The organism is Paenibacillus sp. MDV22-iso6, from assembly GCF_058408365.1.
On sequence record NZ_JBZVDZ010000004.1, the window covers coordinates 510,990 to 527,570 of the forward strand.

16 protein-coding genes are annotated in these 16,581 nt (G+C 46.2%); 4 read left to right on the forward strand and 12 right to left on the reverse strand.

The window, feature by feature from the left end; translation table 11 throughout:
• Positions 1-82 precede the first annotated feature (82 nt).
• Both AC4PM4_RS14365 and AC4PM4_RS14370 read left to right on the forward strand, forming a co-directional pair.
• Positions 83-1,000 (forward strand): helix-turn-helix transcriptional regulator, encoded by a 918-nt coding sequence (locus AC4PM4_RS14365; RefSeq protein ID WP_083584792.1) that lies wholly within the window; start codon positions 83-85, stop codon positions 998-1,000.
• A gap of 75 nt (positions 1,001-1,075) precedes the next feature.
• Entirely contained in the window at positions 1,076-1,891 is an 816-nt protein-coding gene (locus tag AC4PM4_RS14370; protein ID WP_063565258.1) for a class I SAM-dependent methyltransferase, read from the forward strand.
• A 103-nt stretch (positions 1,892-1,994) separates the two neighbouring features.
• Here the strand turns inward: AC4PM4_RS14370 and AC4PM4_RS14375 are convergent, their stop codons facing one another.
• The 3 genes from AC4PM4_RS14375 to AC4PM4_RS14385 all read right to left on the reverse strand — a co-directional run bounded on the left by AC4PM4_RS14375 (position 1,995) and on the right by AC4PM4_RS14385 (position 4,848).
• On the reverse strand, positions 1,995-2,789 hold the full coding sequence (locus AC4PM4_RS14375) for a hypothetical protein (protein WP_400346151.1): 795 nt from the start codon (positions 2,787-2,789) through the stop codon (positions 1,995-1,997).
• Positions 2,790-2,875: 86 nt separating this feature from the next.
• Complete coding sequence (locus AC4PM4_RS14380; RefSeq protein WP_072734719.1) at positions 2,876-3,292, reverse strand: hypothetical protein; 417 nt, start codon at positions 3,290-3,292, stop codon at positions 2,876-2,878.
• A 275-nt stretch (positions 3,293-3,567) separates the two neighbouring features.
• Entirely contained in the window at positions 3,568-4,848 is a 1,281-nt protein-coding gene (locus tag AC4PM4_RS14385; RefSeq protein ID WP_465117536.1) for an XRE family transcriptional regulator, read from the reverse strand.
• Positions 4,849-5,228: 380 nt separating this feature from the next.
• On the opposite strand from AC4PM4_RS14385, the gene fabV reads away from it, so the two are divergent.
• A complete protein-coding gene (fabV, locus tag AC4PM4_RS14390; protein WP_274568214.1) occupies positions 5,229-6,419 on the forward strand; it encodes an enoyl-ACP reductase FabV in 1,191 nt (396 codons plus the stop codon).
• A 104-nt stretch (positions 6,420-6,523) separates the two neighbouring features.
• On the opposite strand, the gene AC4PM4_RS14395 is transcribed toward fabV, so the two are convergent.
• The 3 genes from AC4PM4_RS14395 to AC4PM4_RS14405 form a co-directional block, all read right to left on the reverse strand.
• On the reverse strand, positions 6,524-7,756 hold the full coding sequence (locus tag AC4PM4_RS14395; protein ID WP_256337999.1) for a DNA glycosylase AlkZ-like family protein: 1,233 nt from the start codon (positions 7,754-7,756) through the stop codon (positions 6,524-6,526).
• 156 nt (positions 7,757-7,912) lie between these two features.
• Positions 7,913-8,137 (reverse strand): ribosome rescue factor BrfA, encoded by a 225-nt coding sequence (gene brfA / locus AC4PM4_RS14400; RefSeq protein WP_063565252.1) that lies wholly within the window; start codon positions 8,135-8,137, stop codon positions 7,913-7,915.
• Between the two features lie 70 nt (positions 8,138-8,207).
• Positions 8,208-8,804 (reverse strand): restriction endonuclease, encoded by a 597-nt coding sequence (locus AC4PM4_RS14405; RefSeq protein WP_491613910.1) that lies wholly within the window; start codon positions 8,802-8,804, stop codon positions 8,208-8,210.
• A gap of 256 nt (positions 8,805-9,060) precedes the next feature.
• Between AC4PM4_RS14405 and AC4PM4_RS14410 the strand changes: the two genes are divergently transcribed.
• Entirely contained in the window at positions 9,061-10,335 is a 1,275-nt protein-coding gene (locus AC4PM4_RS14410; RefSeq protein ID WP_491613911.1) for a hypothetical protein, read from the forward strand.
• A gap of 228 nt (positions 10,336-10,563) precedes the next feature.
• Here the strand turns inward: AC4PM4_RS14410 and msrA are convergent, their stop codons facing one another.
• The 6 genes from msrA to AC4PM4_RS14440 form a co-directional block, all read right to left on the reverse strand.
• Positions 10,564-11,082 carry a peptide-methionine (S)-S-oxide reductase MsrA gene (gene msrA, locus AC4PM4_RS14415; protein WP_090953770.1) on the reverse strand — a complete coding sequence of 173 codons (519 nt, stop codon included), beginning with the start codon at positions 11,080-11,082 and terminating at the stop codon, positions 10,564-10,566.
• Between the two features lie 166 nt (positions 11,083-11,248).
• A complete protein-coding gene (locus AC4PM4_RS14420) occupies positions 11,249-11,506 on the reverse strand; it encodes a GlsB/YeaQ/YmgE family stress response membrane protein (protein ID WP_017686880.1) in 258 nt (85 codons plus the stop codon).
• 285 nt (positions 11,507-11,791) lie between these two features.
• Positions 11,792-13,096 (reverse strand): AAA family ATPase, encoded by a 1,305-nt coding sequence (locus AC4PM4_RS14425; protein WP_079697428.1) that lies wholly within the window; start codon positions 13,094-13,096, stop codon positions 11,792-11,794.
• Positions 13,096-14,559 (reverse strand): RtcB family protein, encoded by a 1,464-nt coding sequence (locus tag AC4PM4_RS14430; RefSeq protein WP_072734726.1) that lies wholly within the window; start codon positions 14,557-14,559, stop codon positions 13,096-13,098. Before AC4PM4_RS14430 ends, AC4PM4_RS14425 begins: the two co-directional genes overlap by 1 nt.
• Positions 14,560-15,155: 596 nt before the next feature.
• A complete protein-coding gene (locus tag AC4PM4_RS14435) occupies positions 15,156-15,974 on the reverse strand; it encodes a TerC family protein (protein WP_079697430.1) in 819 nt (272 codons plus the stop codon).
• Positions 15,975-16,253: 279 nt separating this feature from the next.
• Positions 16,254-16,568, reverse strand: coding sequence for a DUF3817 domain-containing protein (locus tag AC4PM4_RS14440; RefSeq protein WP_269054412.1), 315 nt, complete (start codon positions 16,566-16,568; stop codon positions 16,254-16,256).
• Positions 16,569-16,581 lie beyond the last annotated feature (13 nt).

Genomic DNA, 16,581 nt, shown 5'->3' on the forward strand with positions numbered 1-16,581 from the left:
CTATACATCCAGTGTATCACCCATACCCTGACACCTATTGTCATGGTATAATGTCGGCATGGAAAATAACCGGTTATTCAGAATGCTATTGCTGTTATTGGAGAAAAAGAAAGCTACCGCCCCCGAGCTCGCGCGTTTGTTCGAGATATCCGTGCGCACAGTGTACCGTGATATCGACAGACTGAGTGCCGCGGGTATTCCCGTATACACGACAACCGGCAAGCATGGCGGCATCCATCTCATGGACAACTTTGTCATGGACAAATCCCTGTTGTCCGAAGATGATCAGAATGAAATTTTGCTTGGATTATATAGCGTCAGCGCCATCCCTCACCTTAACACTGCCCATATGCTCAAACGTTTAACCGCCCTGTTTGATCACAAGCTGGATTGGATCGAGTTCGACTTTTCACCATGGGGCAGCATTCCACTGCAGGAGAGGGAGCTGTTCAATCAGGTCAAGCAGGCGATCTTCACGAATCAATGGATTACGTTTCACTATGTCAATTCGGATGGAGAGAAGAGTGTTCCGACGGTTGAACCTCTCAAACTTTTGTTCAAGAACAGTACTTGGTATTTCAAGGGGTACATTCACGACGAGCACGACCGAAACGAATTTCAGACGTTCAAAATGAAACGCATTACCCAGCTGAAATTTCTGCCTAGGGTTCCCCGAAACAACATGAACATCGGATCAACGGAAAATGAGACACAAGTCTCTATCAACCAAATCGCTCTGGAACTGTCGTTCTCCAACTCTATTGCGTATAGGGTGTATGATTTTTTTGAACCATCACGCGTTGAAAAAGAGCCCGACGGCAGGCTGCGCGTTGCCCTTGAACTCAATGAGGGAGAATGGCTGTACTCCTTCCTGATGTCGTTTGGATCTGACCTGACCGTAATCAAGCCTGCACACGTTGGACAGGAACTGCTTAGGCGACATATCAAAGCGGTAGAACATTTACAACAGGTCGTTAACAACAGGTTGGAAAATGAATGATATAATGTAGCTCTGATCATCTGTTGATTCTTTTACTTTTTTGCTATCTATCCATTTCCTGAAGGAGGTTTGTCCATGCAAGACATTAGACGTAACAATGTGGAACGATTCAAAGGTTTCGGTACGTTATATGACCAGAACCGGCCCGCTGCGCCCACCGAGGTCGTAGATATTCTGACGAATTATTTGGGCAGCAAACCTCGCTTGGTCGCAGATGTTGGCTGTGGTACGGGCTTATCGTCATGGATTTGGCTAAATGAGGCAGAACGTGTTATTGGCGTCGAACCAAGCGATGATATGAGAGCTGTCGCAGAGTCCAAATGGGAAGCCGCAGGCAAACCGGACCATCTTCGCTTTGTCTCCGGCCTGTCCCACGAACTGGTACTACCTGATGGCAGTGTGGATATCGTGACCTGCTCACAGTCGTTCCACTGGATGGAGCCCCAGTCCACACTGCGCGAATTTGCGCGTGTACTGCGTCCAGGAGGCATATTTGCTGCCTACGACTGTGACTGGCCACCAGTGGTCGATTGGCAGCTGGAACAAGCCTATCTGCATTTGAATACGGAGGCAGATCATCGAGCTGCCAGTCTGGCTCCCCAGGAGAATCAAGCACATAAATGGAGTAAAGACGGACATTTGCAGCAGATTCAGCAGTCCGGCTTGTTCCGTTACTCGCGTGAAATTGTGTTTCATCATCGGGAAACATTCGATGCCGACCGATACGTCAATCTGGCACTAAGCCAAGGCGGCCTGCAAACGGCAGTGAAACTCGGAGCGACTGATCTACTTGAGGTAGCAGACGAATTTAGACAGCTGGCTACTCGTATATTTGCCGGTGAATCGAGACAAGTTCTATTCTCATATCGGATGCGTTTGGGCATCGTCTGATCTTAATCTAATCTCATCCAGAATCTCCAAAACATAATTCACAAAAGAAACCTGCCCATCACGAACACAGTGATGTTGCAGGTTTCTTTTGTTTATATAGCCATCAGGATGAGAACAAATTACTTAGTTGTTCTTCCTGTACATTCAATGCCAACACTACTTTTGACGGGTCCTGCTTCGAGTAGATCACGTTAATAATATGACCTTGCTGAACCTGAGGTAGGGTAGATGGATAAATTTCCTTTGGTATAGTGACCTTAAATGTCTCTCCATTTGACTTCGTTACACTAAGCGTAAGCTGCAGTTTGATTTTGCCATTACCTCCGCTTCCAAGCGGAGTAACATCCAAAATTTTGGCCATCGCTTTCTCGCCCGTTCGTGCAATATCCATCATCTCAGGTGCCACGCCATGCTGCACCATCTTCTCATCCAGCAATTGCTGCATATCTTCCCGAGACAATTGTCCTTTCAGATCAAGCCCTACCTTCCGTTCATCCTTCACGGAGACCACTAACGGAATAAAGCTGCCCGGCTGGAACTGAGCCATGGACGTCAACGGAATAATGGTTCTCAACTCGGTATCGTATTTCTCACGCCCTTTAAGCGAGACGGTCAGGCCCAGTCGAACTTCCGGCTGCTCATTAATATACGTACCCGTCTGCTGGATGCTTTTAATGACACCAACCGCCGATAATCCTGATTTCACCCTCCCGACGCCGAAGATATTAGCCAAAATGGAGGGAATAAAGATCAGCCCAAATCCGGCAAAAATCGCTGGTGTATACCACCATGCCTGCATAATGATAAAAGGATCATTCCACAGCTGCTGTGCCAGAAATGGGGAGAATCCCACCCCAAACACAGTCAACACACCGACCAATCTCAGGAAACCTACCATCTGCCCCACCCTCTCTATATCTCTATTATTCGTTGTTAGTTGTCTTTATTAAATGATAGAATGCTCGTTTGTAGTTCGAACACCTTCTAGACGGACAACAGACCCATGTAAATTAACTCTGTCGGATTCGCCGGATTTTGCCCCAATCCCACTCGATCTCCCACGCGTGGAATCTGCATCTTGGACACCAGTGTTTCCAATGTTCGCTGATACTGATTGCCATTCGTCTCTGTTACATCCAGCACAAGCACAACAATTGGATCAAAATTGATCAGCTTGCCCGTATCGGTAATCGTGATTACCGTGGCTGTTGCAGTTAAGGGAAGGGAACCACTTGCCGCCAGTTGTGCCTGTTTTGCCGAATCCAGACTCTGGTTGATGGCTTCCCGATGCTCCTTTGATACAAAACCTTTCATCATCATGCCGGTAAGTCCTTTATTCATCATTTTATCTGCCTTCGCAATCGCATCTTCCTGCTTGTTCTTTTTACCAAACCATCCCATAATGAACACCTCGTTTTTTTATTTTTGGTTATAGTTAAAGTATAAACAGGAGGGCTTGTCCTTGAATACCCTTTTGACTGCATACAAAAGAAACGAAAAAACCGGTGATTAAACCACTGGATTTTCGTTTCTTTAACATGCTTTTTGATGGATTCTGCAAAAAAAGAGCCGAAAACGACTCTTGAATGAAAGGTTTGGAGGCATATTTTGTGCCTAATGCACCGGTATTGAACAAAATCATGCAAAAAAATGGCGGTTCCAAGCCGATTTTCGATCTATTTTTTGCGTAACAGGTAGACCAGCTTCCGATAATACATGGCGGCTTCCTTATATTTTCGCAGATCCTCGGACACCACGGCCATTCCCTCATATAAAGGTTCAAGACGCATGGCATGCTGCACAGACTCAAAATAAGGCAGACATGCGAGCGCTCGCTCCATGAACACTTCACGATCTCCATGCGCAAGAGCAAGATGGCTCTGGTAGAAGGTTGCACTCATCTGCTGATCCTGAGTTGTTGCACTATTCAACAGTTGATCCACACTCTGCGCGAGTACCCCCCAGTTCTTTCGTGCCAGTGCCACTTCACAGCGATACACACTCACTAAAGGCTTCATGGCCTGCTGGGTTTCTTCGGGTTCCTGCTGCAACAGGGATTCGAATCGCTCGATCTCCGACTGCGCCTGATCCAGCTCCCCTGTCATGGTTAACATCACAATCCGATTATTGGCAATGGCAGTGACAAGATCGCCCTGATTACCCGCATACACCAGATTCGCCTCTGCCATGGTCAATGCCGAGAGCGCCTCCTGTACAAGTCCCATCGCAAAGCAATATCCGCTGTACGCCACATACAAACCGGACAACCGATGAAACAGCCGCTGATCATAGACATGTCTCATGGTGAGATCGAATACCTGCTTGGCCTCTTCGTACTGTTTGACCTGAATGTAGGCTTCCATCTTGATATTTTGCACAGACAGCCAGAATTCACTTCCAGGAAGAGCCAATTCACTGAGCCTGGTTGCATGTGTTAACACATCCACAGAGGCAAGCTTGGAACGATAGTACTGCACTTTGTAATATAATAACGCCTTTGCTAACGGACGGGGCAGATCCACATCGTCAGGACGGCCGTATTTCTCCAGATAAAAATTCAAATAGGATGTATGTATATATTCATGAGCCGATGCATCATTTAATTGTTGGTAATAGACCGCCTTCATTAAAGCCGTGGTTAGCTCTACTGTCAGCGTATCATCCCGATCTTCAAGTGCATGGACCGTTTCTTCTAATATGGCGGAAGCTGGAACTGACATTTGTTCAAAAATGGCCTCTGCCCGCGCCAGTGTTTCTTCATCCTGTGCAGAAGCGTTTAACAGATAGGAAGTCGTTACGCCAAGACGTGACGCAATAGCCTCTGCCAGATCTTCAGGGAGTGGATAACGATCGGCCAGAATATTGGCAAAGTGAGCCTGCGTAACCAGACCTTCCACGAGGTCTTTGCGGGAGATTTGCTTTCTTTTGCTCAGAAATTCAATCCGTTCCTTCAGCATGGCTAGTCTTCCTTTCGTTTCGATCCTGGAATTACTATAAGTTGAACGAATGATTTTACACTAGAGCACTACGTGGCCAGAACCATCTTCCGATCGCTGTTATCCCCAGATTTTTTGAAATCCCTTATAGAAGGGGAAAATCCGGTGATAAAGGCGAACGCTTCGCTTCTGCAGACCTGTTCTGTCCTCTCCGTTATCGTGTGAATGTATAGCTCAAATTATATAATATCATCCCGGATGCGAAGCCGGATACCGTCTTTTAGCCAAATCCATCGAAACGGTTTCCGTTTCGGAGGCAATTGTTTTACAATAAGGTGGTATGTACAAGAGCATTATCCAATAATGAAGAACAAGAGTTGAATATGAAAGGATGCAAATGAATGATTATTAAACCAAGAACACGTGGTTTTATTTGTACAACTTCCCATCCTATAGGCTGTGCTGCACAAGTCCAGGAACAAATTGATTATGTAAAATCCCAACCGCAATTGAATGGACCGCGGAACGTACTCGTTATCGGAGCTTCTACTGGATATGGACTTGCTTCGCGCGTCGTATCCGCATTCGGTGCCGGAGCCAACACCATCGGCATTTACCGCCCAAGCAGCGCCACTGAAAAACGTACGGCTTCAGCAGGCTGGTACAACTCCGCTGCATTTGAGAAAGCTGCGGAAGAAGCAGGACTGAAATCATACAGCATCACAGGTGATGCCTTTGCCAACGAAACAAGAGAAAAGACCGTTGAACTGATTCGCAGTGAACTCGGTCAGGTTGATCTGGTAGTCTACAGTGTAGCGTCGGCACGCCGTACCGATCCGAATACTGGTGAAGTATTCAACTCCGTGCTCAAACCGATTGGACAATCGTACACGAACAAAACAGTCAATTTCCATACGGGAGAAGTGACTTCCATTACGCTTGATCCGGCAACTGAAGAAGAAATTCGCCAGACCGTGACCGTGATGGGCGGAGATGATTGGGAACTGTGGATGGATGCCTTGCAACAAGGTGGCGTACTCGCCGACAATGCAACAACTATTGCCTTCTCTTACATCGGTCCTGAACTTACACATGCGATCTATCGTGATGGTTCCATCGGTCAAGCCAAAAACCATCTGGAAGCGACAGCCCACAAGCTGAATGATCGTCTGAGTGCAAAGGGCGGACGTGCTTACCTAACCGTAGCCAAAGCGCTGGTAACCCAGTCAAGCTCCGCAATTCCAGTGGTGCCGTTGTATATCTCTGCATTGTACAAAGTCATGAAGGAAAAAGGCTTGCATGAAGGCTGCATCGAGCAATTGCAACGCTTGTTCGCTGATCGCCTCTATGCGGGAGGAGAAGTTCCGACCGATGAAGCGGGGCGTATTCGTATTGACGATTGGGAGATGAGAGCGGATGTTCAGGAAGAAGTGGCGAAGCTATGGAACGAGCTGACCACCGAAAACATCTACGATCTGTCCGATCTGGTAGGATACCGTCAGGAATTCTTCCAACTGTTTGGTTTCGAAACCGACGGTGTGGATTATGAAGCAGATGTTGATCCGAATGTTCAAGTACCACATCTGCGTTAATTGAAAAGCAATATTGCTGTGGGACTGGCGTAACAAGCTTATTACAGGTCCAAATCCAGCCTTAGGGGAGCGAGCTTTCGCTCCCTTTTTGACGTCTACCGATTCTATAAGATCGACTTGAGTTGCTTTTTCAACCCCTTCGGCACCGTCTTCTCTACCGTGATGGATCGCGCTCCATGCATCGTTGCAAAGAACTGGAGTCCCTCCCGAAAATCCGCGATCCATTCCTCCACAGGTGGAGCAGTCTCTTCCATCGATAACAACCGCACCGTTAGCACGCCCGTTTTACGATCGAGTCGCGGGTCCATACGTCCAATCAGCCGATCGCCGTGAAGAATGGGCATGGCGTAATATCCGTAAGTTCGTTTCACCTCTGGTGTGTATATCTCCCACTTATAATGGAAATCAAATAAATCCACAATCCGTTCCCGTCTCCACAGCAGGTTGTCCAGTGGAGGCAGGAATCGTACCGGACCTGATGGATCATAATGCGGCTCTTCCCTTTCCATCTCACGCAACAAACCCTCATCTTCTGCACGGATGTAATAAGGCGTCGCGACGTCCTCTACCTCCAGTGTGATCATGCGACCATCTGCGACACGTGCAGCCATATCATTCCGACGTTCGGCAGCGGTGGATTTCATCCAGCCTAATCGTGGATCTCGGGTATCCACGACCCGATATGCGTAAATGTACTTGTCCATCAAAGCTTGCCTTTGAGTCAAAAGATCGATCTCCGCTGTCATGGATTGGGCCTGCTCCAGCAGTCCGGATTCAGTAATATGAAAATAACGTTCATTGCCCTGCCTTGCGACGACACGAATGGCAGCCGAATCCAGCAGCAAGTTTAACGCTAGCGTAGTATCCTTCGTTTTCGGTACATCCGCATTGTCCCAATATCCGCTTACCCGTTCGACGGCACGAAAAGCTCTGGAGGGTAACGGCCCCTCTTCTTCCAAACGCTTCAGCACATGCTGCACCGTGTTTCCCAGCCCTTCCAATGACGGAGCCAGACGATCCCTTAATCGAGCACGTACAGGTTCGAACATCGCATAATCTTCGATCGGAATAACACATGCGGCATTTGCAAAATATTCGAACACTTTATGATCACTCAACAACGTATGTAAATATTCGGAGGTATAGCCCGGATCACGAGCGCCCAGCACCAAATGCTGATTTCCGGTTACGGCAGCGACAGGATCAATCTGCACGCAGCCAAGGGAGCGAATCAGTTGCATCACCTGTTCAGGACCCGAAGGCAAGGAAACGGCGGGCCAACGTCCCAATAAAGATTGCGTCTGCAGCAAAAAACGCCGAACGATTTTTTTATCCATGCGAAGCGCTGTTGTCATATGTAGAATTCTTCCCTTCATCGAAGATAGGAGGATGTATAGCTATAATTGATCCAATTCAAAAGATATACATTGATTTTAACAGTCCAAGGGATGTCATACCAATCGAAGGAAGAGCTTTTTTTAAAATTTTGATGCTTATGCAGCACTCCGCACATCACAGACAAAATAAAAAGAAGCACCACCATCCTGGGTCCGCTTCTTGTGTTTGACCTTTTGCAATTTTTCCTGTTTCGTGGGCATGAGTCGAACATGCTGGGATAACGCTCCATAATCTCCGTTTACTCTCCGACTTTGCTCTGGACACCACTGTCCTGACCGCTCTGCTTTGCGCAATGCTTTTTGCGTTTGTGTACGTGCCATGATAATTGAACACACTCCCTTGGTTGGTATGCACTCAATATATCATGTGCAGGCAGACAAGTGAAGGTGATTAACGTGGAACTCTTTTTCGCCGTGATTGCCATTTTTCCACAGGTTCCTGATCGTCTTCCTCAATCAATTCCAGTGCTTCTTCCATTCTTCTGGATTTAAACAGCATGATCAGGTCCATCAGATCTTCACGGTCCAGCAGCTTCACCCCGTTGACCGCTGCTAGCGTCCGGCATGCTTCCGTATATCTGGCTGAGGTGAGCACGATGGATCGATCTGCTTCATAATAACGCATGGACGTGTAAATCTCCTGTACTGCGCTGAGTCCAACCGGATGATTTGCTCCGTAACGCTTGGCCTGAATGACATTACGTCTGCCTGCTCTATCCACAAATACAAGGTCCGCACCAAAATCACGGCTGCTTGTAGTCTTATGTACTTCGGCATAACCGAGTTGTTGGAATAAATGATACAGGTACAGTTCAAATTCCGATCCATCCTGCATTTTATCGATATCCTTAATCGTAATCTTACGCGGATTGGCCTCACTTCGTATGCGCTGCCCTCGCCGAATTACACGGCGAATGATCCAGGCAATGAGCAGTAAAAGGACGATAACGCCTATACCCACAGTGGTCATATTTTCATTCCAGTTCATGTCTGTTCTCCTTGTCGTTCCTCTAATCTGTCAGGCTAATCTCCCTCTTAGCCCTCGTCACCCGACTAAATATAGCAGACTTCTCTCGTAACAGAAAGAAGATGAATTCCCTGTAACCCTCGAAATTCTCCAAACAACATTAATATTACACCTCAATCATAAAAGGTTACAGACACTCAGGTTGAATTTCACATGTGTGAAATGGTAGAATTCAACAATCGGTTCTATTTTGAATCGAAGAAAGGTGGTTTATAACTTGCATACATCCAACAAACGAAAGTCCAAAACATGGGCTGCGCTTCTTCTCAGTGGCACGCTCCTCTTCAGCCTGCATACACCAAGCTACGCGGCCGCAGAACAAAATGCACCCTTGCCTAAGCCTTCATGGACATCATCTTCTCTCTCACTCACCCAAGTGAATACGGAGAAAGACGTTATCGTCAACGAAGTGAACGCAGTACCTGCGAAAAATCTGGTGTATGTGCATTCTTCCCAGCCCGTGACCAAAACAAGCAGCAATACGAAGCTGGATTGGCAGCTAGATTCGCTTCAGGCGCTGGATGCCACGACCGGACAATTGAAATGGAACGTTATTTTCCATGAGAAAAGTGGTCCTTATACAACCTACTCCAATTCGCTATATACCAGCAACGGCACAGCTTACGTATATATGGAATATTCGGATGGAACCAAAAAGGTATACTCGTTCAATACTTCCGGCAAAACCAACTGGGTCAAAAACGTGAGTAATTCATCATCCATGTACCTTCTGGACGACGATACGTTATTGATCGCTTCGAGCCCTGGTGTTCAATCGAACGGTTCCGTTCGTTCAGCCATCTCGCTGTATGACAAAAAGGGAAAACTGATTACGGAAAAAACAATCAACGGTGCTGTACTCAAAGCAGGCAGTGATCGAATCGTAGTCGATGCAAGCAAACAAACCAAAGTGGGCAGCTTCTGGCAGCAGGCCGCTAATCCCAAAGTGGTAATTTACGATCGTACGCTGAATCGTCTTTCCTTCTATCAGTTCCCGAGCAATGCCAACACTCTGGGAGACGGTGGCGGTGAATCACTGGCCATTCTGGAAGATGGCTCCGTGATCATGCGTGCCAATTTTGCCAACACGGGTAACAAGCTGATGGGCTTTGGCACCGATGGCAAACTCGCCTGGGGCCGTGCGATTGCCGGTGATGCCTATGTTCAGACCGCAGGCAACAGTTACACTCTGTTTACAGGCCAAAAGCTGGAGCTGTACACCATGAAAGGCCAAGTGACTGAACGTACATTTAAGGAAGAGCAGCCTATTCTCATGCAGGTTGATCGTACACAGGACGGGCAGTATAAACTTGATTTCGCCAAAAAAGGTTATATTCTCGATCCGCAAACATTGGATACAGTACATGAATATACGTTTGCATCCTCTCCTGGATTGCTCGATGGGTATTCAACGTACAACGATCATATTATTTATCAGATCAATGACGATGCATTATCCAAGTATGTATTGAAGACAGCCTCAGCTAAATAGTAAATGGAGCGCTCTGGTTGACCGACTAACGGTTAACAGGGCGCTCTGTTATTTCACACAACGATGTAGAGTTCTCCCAACAACGCAGAGAACGTAGATAAGTTCTGTAGCCATTGAGATAACATTCTCTTAATCATTGAACAATCAAAAAAAGCTGGGGAAGTTCCTGTTGGAACTCTCCCGGCTTTTTCAATAAGATCTGATGCAATTTGATCTAATGTAATGGAATTAATTATTCCAGTTTTCTTCAATAAATTCATCCCGTCCGGATTCCGCACGGTCTTCTTTGTAATGCTTCTCATTTTTCTTGTGGTAATCCTGGTGATAATCTTCTGCCGGATAGAACACAACTGCATCCCGAATCTCCGTCACAATCGGTTGATTGAACCGCCCGCTTGCTGCCAGCTCCTGCTTGGACTGCTCTGCGAGCTCACGTTGACGTTCATTATGGACAAAGATCGCTGTCCGGTACTGACTGCCACGATCCTGAAATTGCCCTCCATCATCGGTAGGGTCCGTCTGGGGCCAGTATAGCTCCAACAAACGTTCATACGGAAATACCTCTGGATCAAATGTGATTTCAACGACCTCGACATGACCGGTCTCCCCGGTTTTGACCTGCTCATATGTTGGATTATCGACGTGACCGCCGGTATAGCCTGATACAATACCATGAATGCCTGGTTGCTCTTCAAATGGTGTAACCATACACCAGAAGCATCCGCCGGCAAATGTAGCTTTTTCCATGCACACTCATCCCTTTCTGTTGTACCTATATCTTAAAACAAAAAGAGGTTGATGGAAAGCCACGTCCGTGGACTTCCATCAACCTCTTCAGAAGCATCTGTTATATCAACAGTTATTCAAAGTGCGTGTTGCCGACTAACTGTATATTCAAGAATTCTTGAATTCGTTACCCGCGGCTTCGGCCCATAGAACGGAAGATCAAGCTCACGATTGCTACAAGTACGATGGCACCGATTAATGCCGGTACTATGTAGAATCCGCCCATTTCTGGACCCATATCTCCCAGGATTACTCCACCTAACCATCCGCCGATAAAACCGGCAATGATGTTACCGATAACGCCGCCGGGAATGTCACGACCAACAATCAGACCTGCCAACCATCCAATGATACCACCGATAATTAATGACCATAACCAACCCATATCATTCACCTCTAATTAAAGTTTTTGTTGTTGTCTGTCTACTATTAACCGCTACAGAAGCATTTAAACAATTGGCATGAAAATTGTTGTATATTACCTTTTGTTCATATGCCCTTTTCTCTGTTCTACAGCCTATAACAAGGCATTATAAACAGATTGCGTCACTTCCGGGCATCTTACACAGTTCAAGACTGCGTTATGTACCTCCCAAAAGTCATTGTATGTTGATTCAGACAGCCTTAGTATAACCAATTGAGGTGAGAATATTTTAATGGTTATATTCGATTAATAAAAACCTGCACGGCCTTTACCTGGCTGAGCCAGCCAGTTATGTTTATGGCTCTTGTCCAACTCTCCTCGCATCGACTGAATGATCTGCACAATGTCTGTCTGGCCATTCTGGTGCCATTCCAGCGCTGCGCTGACATACAGCTCTCCAAGTTGAGCAAGAGAAAAGGTATCCGTCAATCGTGCAGCTTCCAGCGTACCTTCTTCCCCTGCGAAGACATCAAAGCCGCGTTGGTTCAAATATTGCAGGCGCAGCCCTTCGTCCGGTAGCGGTATTTCATAAGCCCGATCAAACCGACCGGCACGGTTCATGAGCCCTGGGTCTATTTTCTCCGGATAATTCGTGGTGCCAATTAGAAAAATGCCCTCTTTGGACGTTGCCCCATCCAATGTATTCAGGAAAAAGGAACGAACTTCATCTGGCATGGAATCGATATCCTCAATAATCAGTACCATGGGAGCCAAACGTTTGGCTGCTTCGAACACTTCACGCACCGATTCACTGTTTGTGTATTCGGTAATTTGCCAATATGCCGCAGGCCCCGGTATGCTTCCCGCAATGGATTTTACGAGGGTCGTTTTTCCGTTTCCAGGATGGCCGTACAGCAGGATGCCACGTTTGTAAGGAATATCATAGTCCCGATAAAAGGAACGATCTGCCTCGAAAAACTGGTCCAACGAACGGAAAATATCCTGTTTAATTTGCGGAGAAAGCACGACCTCATCCCGCCCCACAGAGCGGGTAATGGATTCCACATGACGATCACTGCCATTGCGAGCATCTGTGTACACCGTGACTTTTTTCATATTTTGCTGCCGTTCCCGTTCCCTTACACTGCCCAGAAATTGCTTCAATTCCTCTTCTCCTGTAGCAAAAACAAAATCCTCATTGTATATCCCATTCTCCCGGAAGAAAGGAATGCGGACGAGAGCCACGCCCCACTGCGGATAGGCAAATACATTGTTGCGAATCGAATAATGTACCCCATAGGTTGGTGCATCTCCATCATCCTCATAATGCAGTGTACGCAGCTCCAGATCTTCGAAAATCCGGGCAACCAATTCCACTTCCGTACTGTTGCTTTGCAGATCTTCTTTTAACAGATCCCAGTATTCACTGTTTGGATCATCGCTTGCATAGAGTTCATAACGAACGCCGTATCGATTGCCAAGCGCTTCAATGATGCCGCGAATCAAGCGGGCATATATGGCATAGCCTTCGTTTCGGATTTGACTGTCTTGTTGCTCCTCATAGGAATAGATGACTCTATTATGATTCAATTGTTCTTTCTCTATCGTCATTACTTAGCTCCCTTCACAGCGGCAAGTGGTTTACATTTGGCTACAACTTGAGCCAGACCTGCGCCGGTAACACTATCAATAATTTCATCGACATTTTTATAAGCTTGCGGCGATTCATCAATAATCGATTCAAGCGAACGCTGGTTCACCACAATCTCATCTTCAGTTCCCACGCCCAGCGCCGAGGCAAAATCCTCCACGGTAACCAGGCGCTTCGTTGCTGTACGCGAACGAATGCGTCCTGCCCCATGACAAATCGAATAATAGTTATCCTTCCCCTCGGGTTGACCTACCATGATATACGAAGCCGTCCCCATTGAACCGGGTATAAGCGCGGGATGACCTGTTGCCAGATATGGCTTCGGATTATCCGGATGACCAGCAGGTAATGCACGTGTAGCTCCTTTGCGGTGTACAAAAACGGAACCTTGATCCGAGTGCGATTCCTCCCATGCATAATTGTGCATCAGATCATAGAGGGTTCGAAATTCGCATTTTGGACCAAACACATCCCGAAAAGCTTCGCGAATTGCATAAGCAATCAGATGGCGGTTCACCACAGCATAATTCAGTGCAGAATACATCATATTGACGTAATGGAGACCTTCCGCATGTTCAAGCGGAGCAAAAACCAGTCTTGGATCGGATGTCCCCAGACCATTTCGCTGCATCACTTTCGCAATCGCTGATGAACTAGTTTGGCTTACATACCCACCCCAAGCCCGGGAACCGGAATGAATCATGACAACAATTTGTCCATCATACAGACCCCAGGCTTCCGCAATCTCCCGATTTTCCTCCGCAATCTCAATCGCTTGAATCTCGGCAAAATGATTGCCTCCACCCAAAGTTCCTAACTGGCGATGAGCCCGATGCCAAGTCATATCCGGTACCAGATTCAACACTTCCTCATCAAAGGCAAATTTGCTGCTCTCTACATGAGTGATGGAAGTTGATTTTTTGGGTGTATAGCTGTCCGGGATATATTTTTTAGGTAATCCATGCAGACCCTTTCGCACAATATGCTCCAAACGAATGTCCGAGTAATGACCGCGCTGATTTGCCTCCATCGGCAGCACTTTCTCAATGGCTTTCACGAGTTTACGGCGCAGCTTCACATCCTTCAGGTCGTCCTTATGCAAATTGGTCATATGCACCCGCATGCCACAGCCGATATCACTGCCTACGATGGATGGAGATACATAGCCACTCTTGGCATCCCATACCGCCGTTGTACCGATGCAGGTGCCTACACCGACATGCACGTCAGGCGTATAGCTCATATAGGAGATGCCCGGGATTTGAAGATTGTTGTTCGCCATCTCAAACACCTTATAGTCCAATGACGAGAATAGTTGTTGTGCCGCATATACCGTTAAGTCCCCAGCAGGCAATTTGACTTCATGTCGGTAGCCACCTGTGAGTTCATTTTGAGTCGTAAATAAATTAGGTTGTGTATTCATAAATGTTTATTATTCCTTCCTGTACGTTCAGCTAATTCGGTTCATTTCAAAATTGAACCTAACGTTATTCCGAATTCATATCCATATTCAGTACAACAAAAAAGAAGCCACGGACAGTTCGCCCGTGACTTCTTCATGACAATAACAGAAAACAAAAGCAGCATGAACATGCCGCATCTGTTCTCCATTGCTATATACGCCGAGAGTAGCATATCGATTAATAACGTTCCAAGGATAAACGATATGCATCTTCCCCTATGTCGCCCGTATGAGGCCAAAGAGACGATGAACTGGATATACAATTGTGTCTGTGCTTCGTAGTGTCTTTGTGAATTTCAAATCATAACCAACCATCATATCTCTCGACCTCCCTTCATTAATATTATGTTTATATTAAGCGGACTCGTTTCGATGTGTCAACCCTTTTCTTGGAAAATTCCCTATTTTTCATATGCATTAGATTTAACTTCGTGCCAATAACTTATATAAAAAAAGCAGGGTCTGTAAGGAACAGACCCTGCTTACTCATGCATATCATGAGATTAGATATCGATTATTGATGGTACATGTTTTGACAGATTTGAATTTGCATCTTATCATTTCCCTGCTTGTTTTTCCAATTCTTCCACAGGATTTTCATCTTCTTTTTCAGGCACCTTGGAAGACAGGAACCAACCGCATACTGCAATCGTAATCAGCACAATGTAGAATCCAAATTTCCAAATTTTATTTTCCGGGAAATGCTCATCCAGAACGCCCAGTGAAGGGTGTGCAAGTGTAATAACAGCCAACTTAACCCCAACCCAGCCGACGATAACGAAGGCTGCAACTTCAAGCCCTGGACGGGAATGAAGCAACTTAACGAAGAAGGAAGCCGCAAATCTCATGATGACGAGACCGATAAATCCGCCGAGGAAGATGACGATAAACTGGCCACCGTCAAGTCCACCGATCGGAGGAAGACCACTTGGCGGCAAGGCAACAGCCAGCGCCACAGCTGCGAGAATGGAATCGACCGCGAACGCGATATCTGCCACTTCCACCTTGAATACAGTCATCCAGAAACCAGATTGTTTTTTTTGTTTTTTGGGAGCGGAATCAGCCGCTTCATCTGTTTTGTTTCGGCTACCCAACACCTTTTTGACAATGTGGTTAATGGAGATGTACAACAGGTACAGGGCACCAATCGCTTGAACCTGCCATACGTCCACGAGGAACGAGATCAGGAACAACGAACCCAATCGGAAAATAAACGCTCCCATCAAACCATAAAATAACGCCTTTTTGCGTTTATCATCAGGTAAATGCTTAACCATAATGGCAAGAACCAATGCATTATCCGCTGCAAGCAATCCCTCCAGGACTACTAATACGACGAGAACCCACCCATACTCCAATAATAATGACAAATCCAAAATTGACTCCTCCTTAGTATCCTTATGATGTACAAAAAAAAGGACCTTTACCATTACTGGTAAGGTCCTTTTTATTCACAAAAAGAGACCTTTACCCAGTATGAAAACTTGGTAAAGGTCTCGCTAACAACAAAATTGCTGCCAATAAAGCCGGGGATATAATCCCGAACTGACGACTTTACTGTGAAAGCTACTCCCCTTTAACATCAGGAATATTTAGTTTTAAGTTGAAACAAGTTCAATAATCTGTTCTCATCATATTCATAACGATAAGCAAAGTCAAGCTTTATTTGCCTGACTACGATCCAGCTTGCGAAAGACCAGCAAATCATAGATGAAATTGCCTAGCGGGATAAATGAGACAAAAAACAAAGCAATTGGACGACGTAAACGCCATTTTTGCGTGGTATAAAGACTGACCATAAATAATAAATACATCAGAAATAAAAAGCCATAGATGTTGCCAAACCACGTGACTGCCTGAGGCATGATTCCTGATTCCCTTAATGGAAAAGCAACAAATAACAACAGCACATATGAAAGCCCCTGCAACCACAACAGCAGTCGAAAGCGGCTGAGTGTTGAATGTAACATTTTTTTCCTCCTG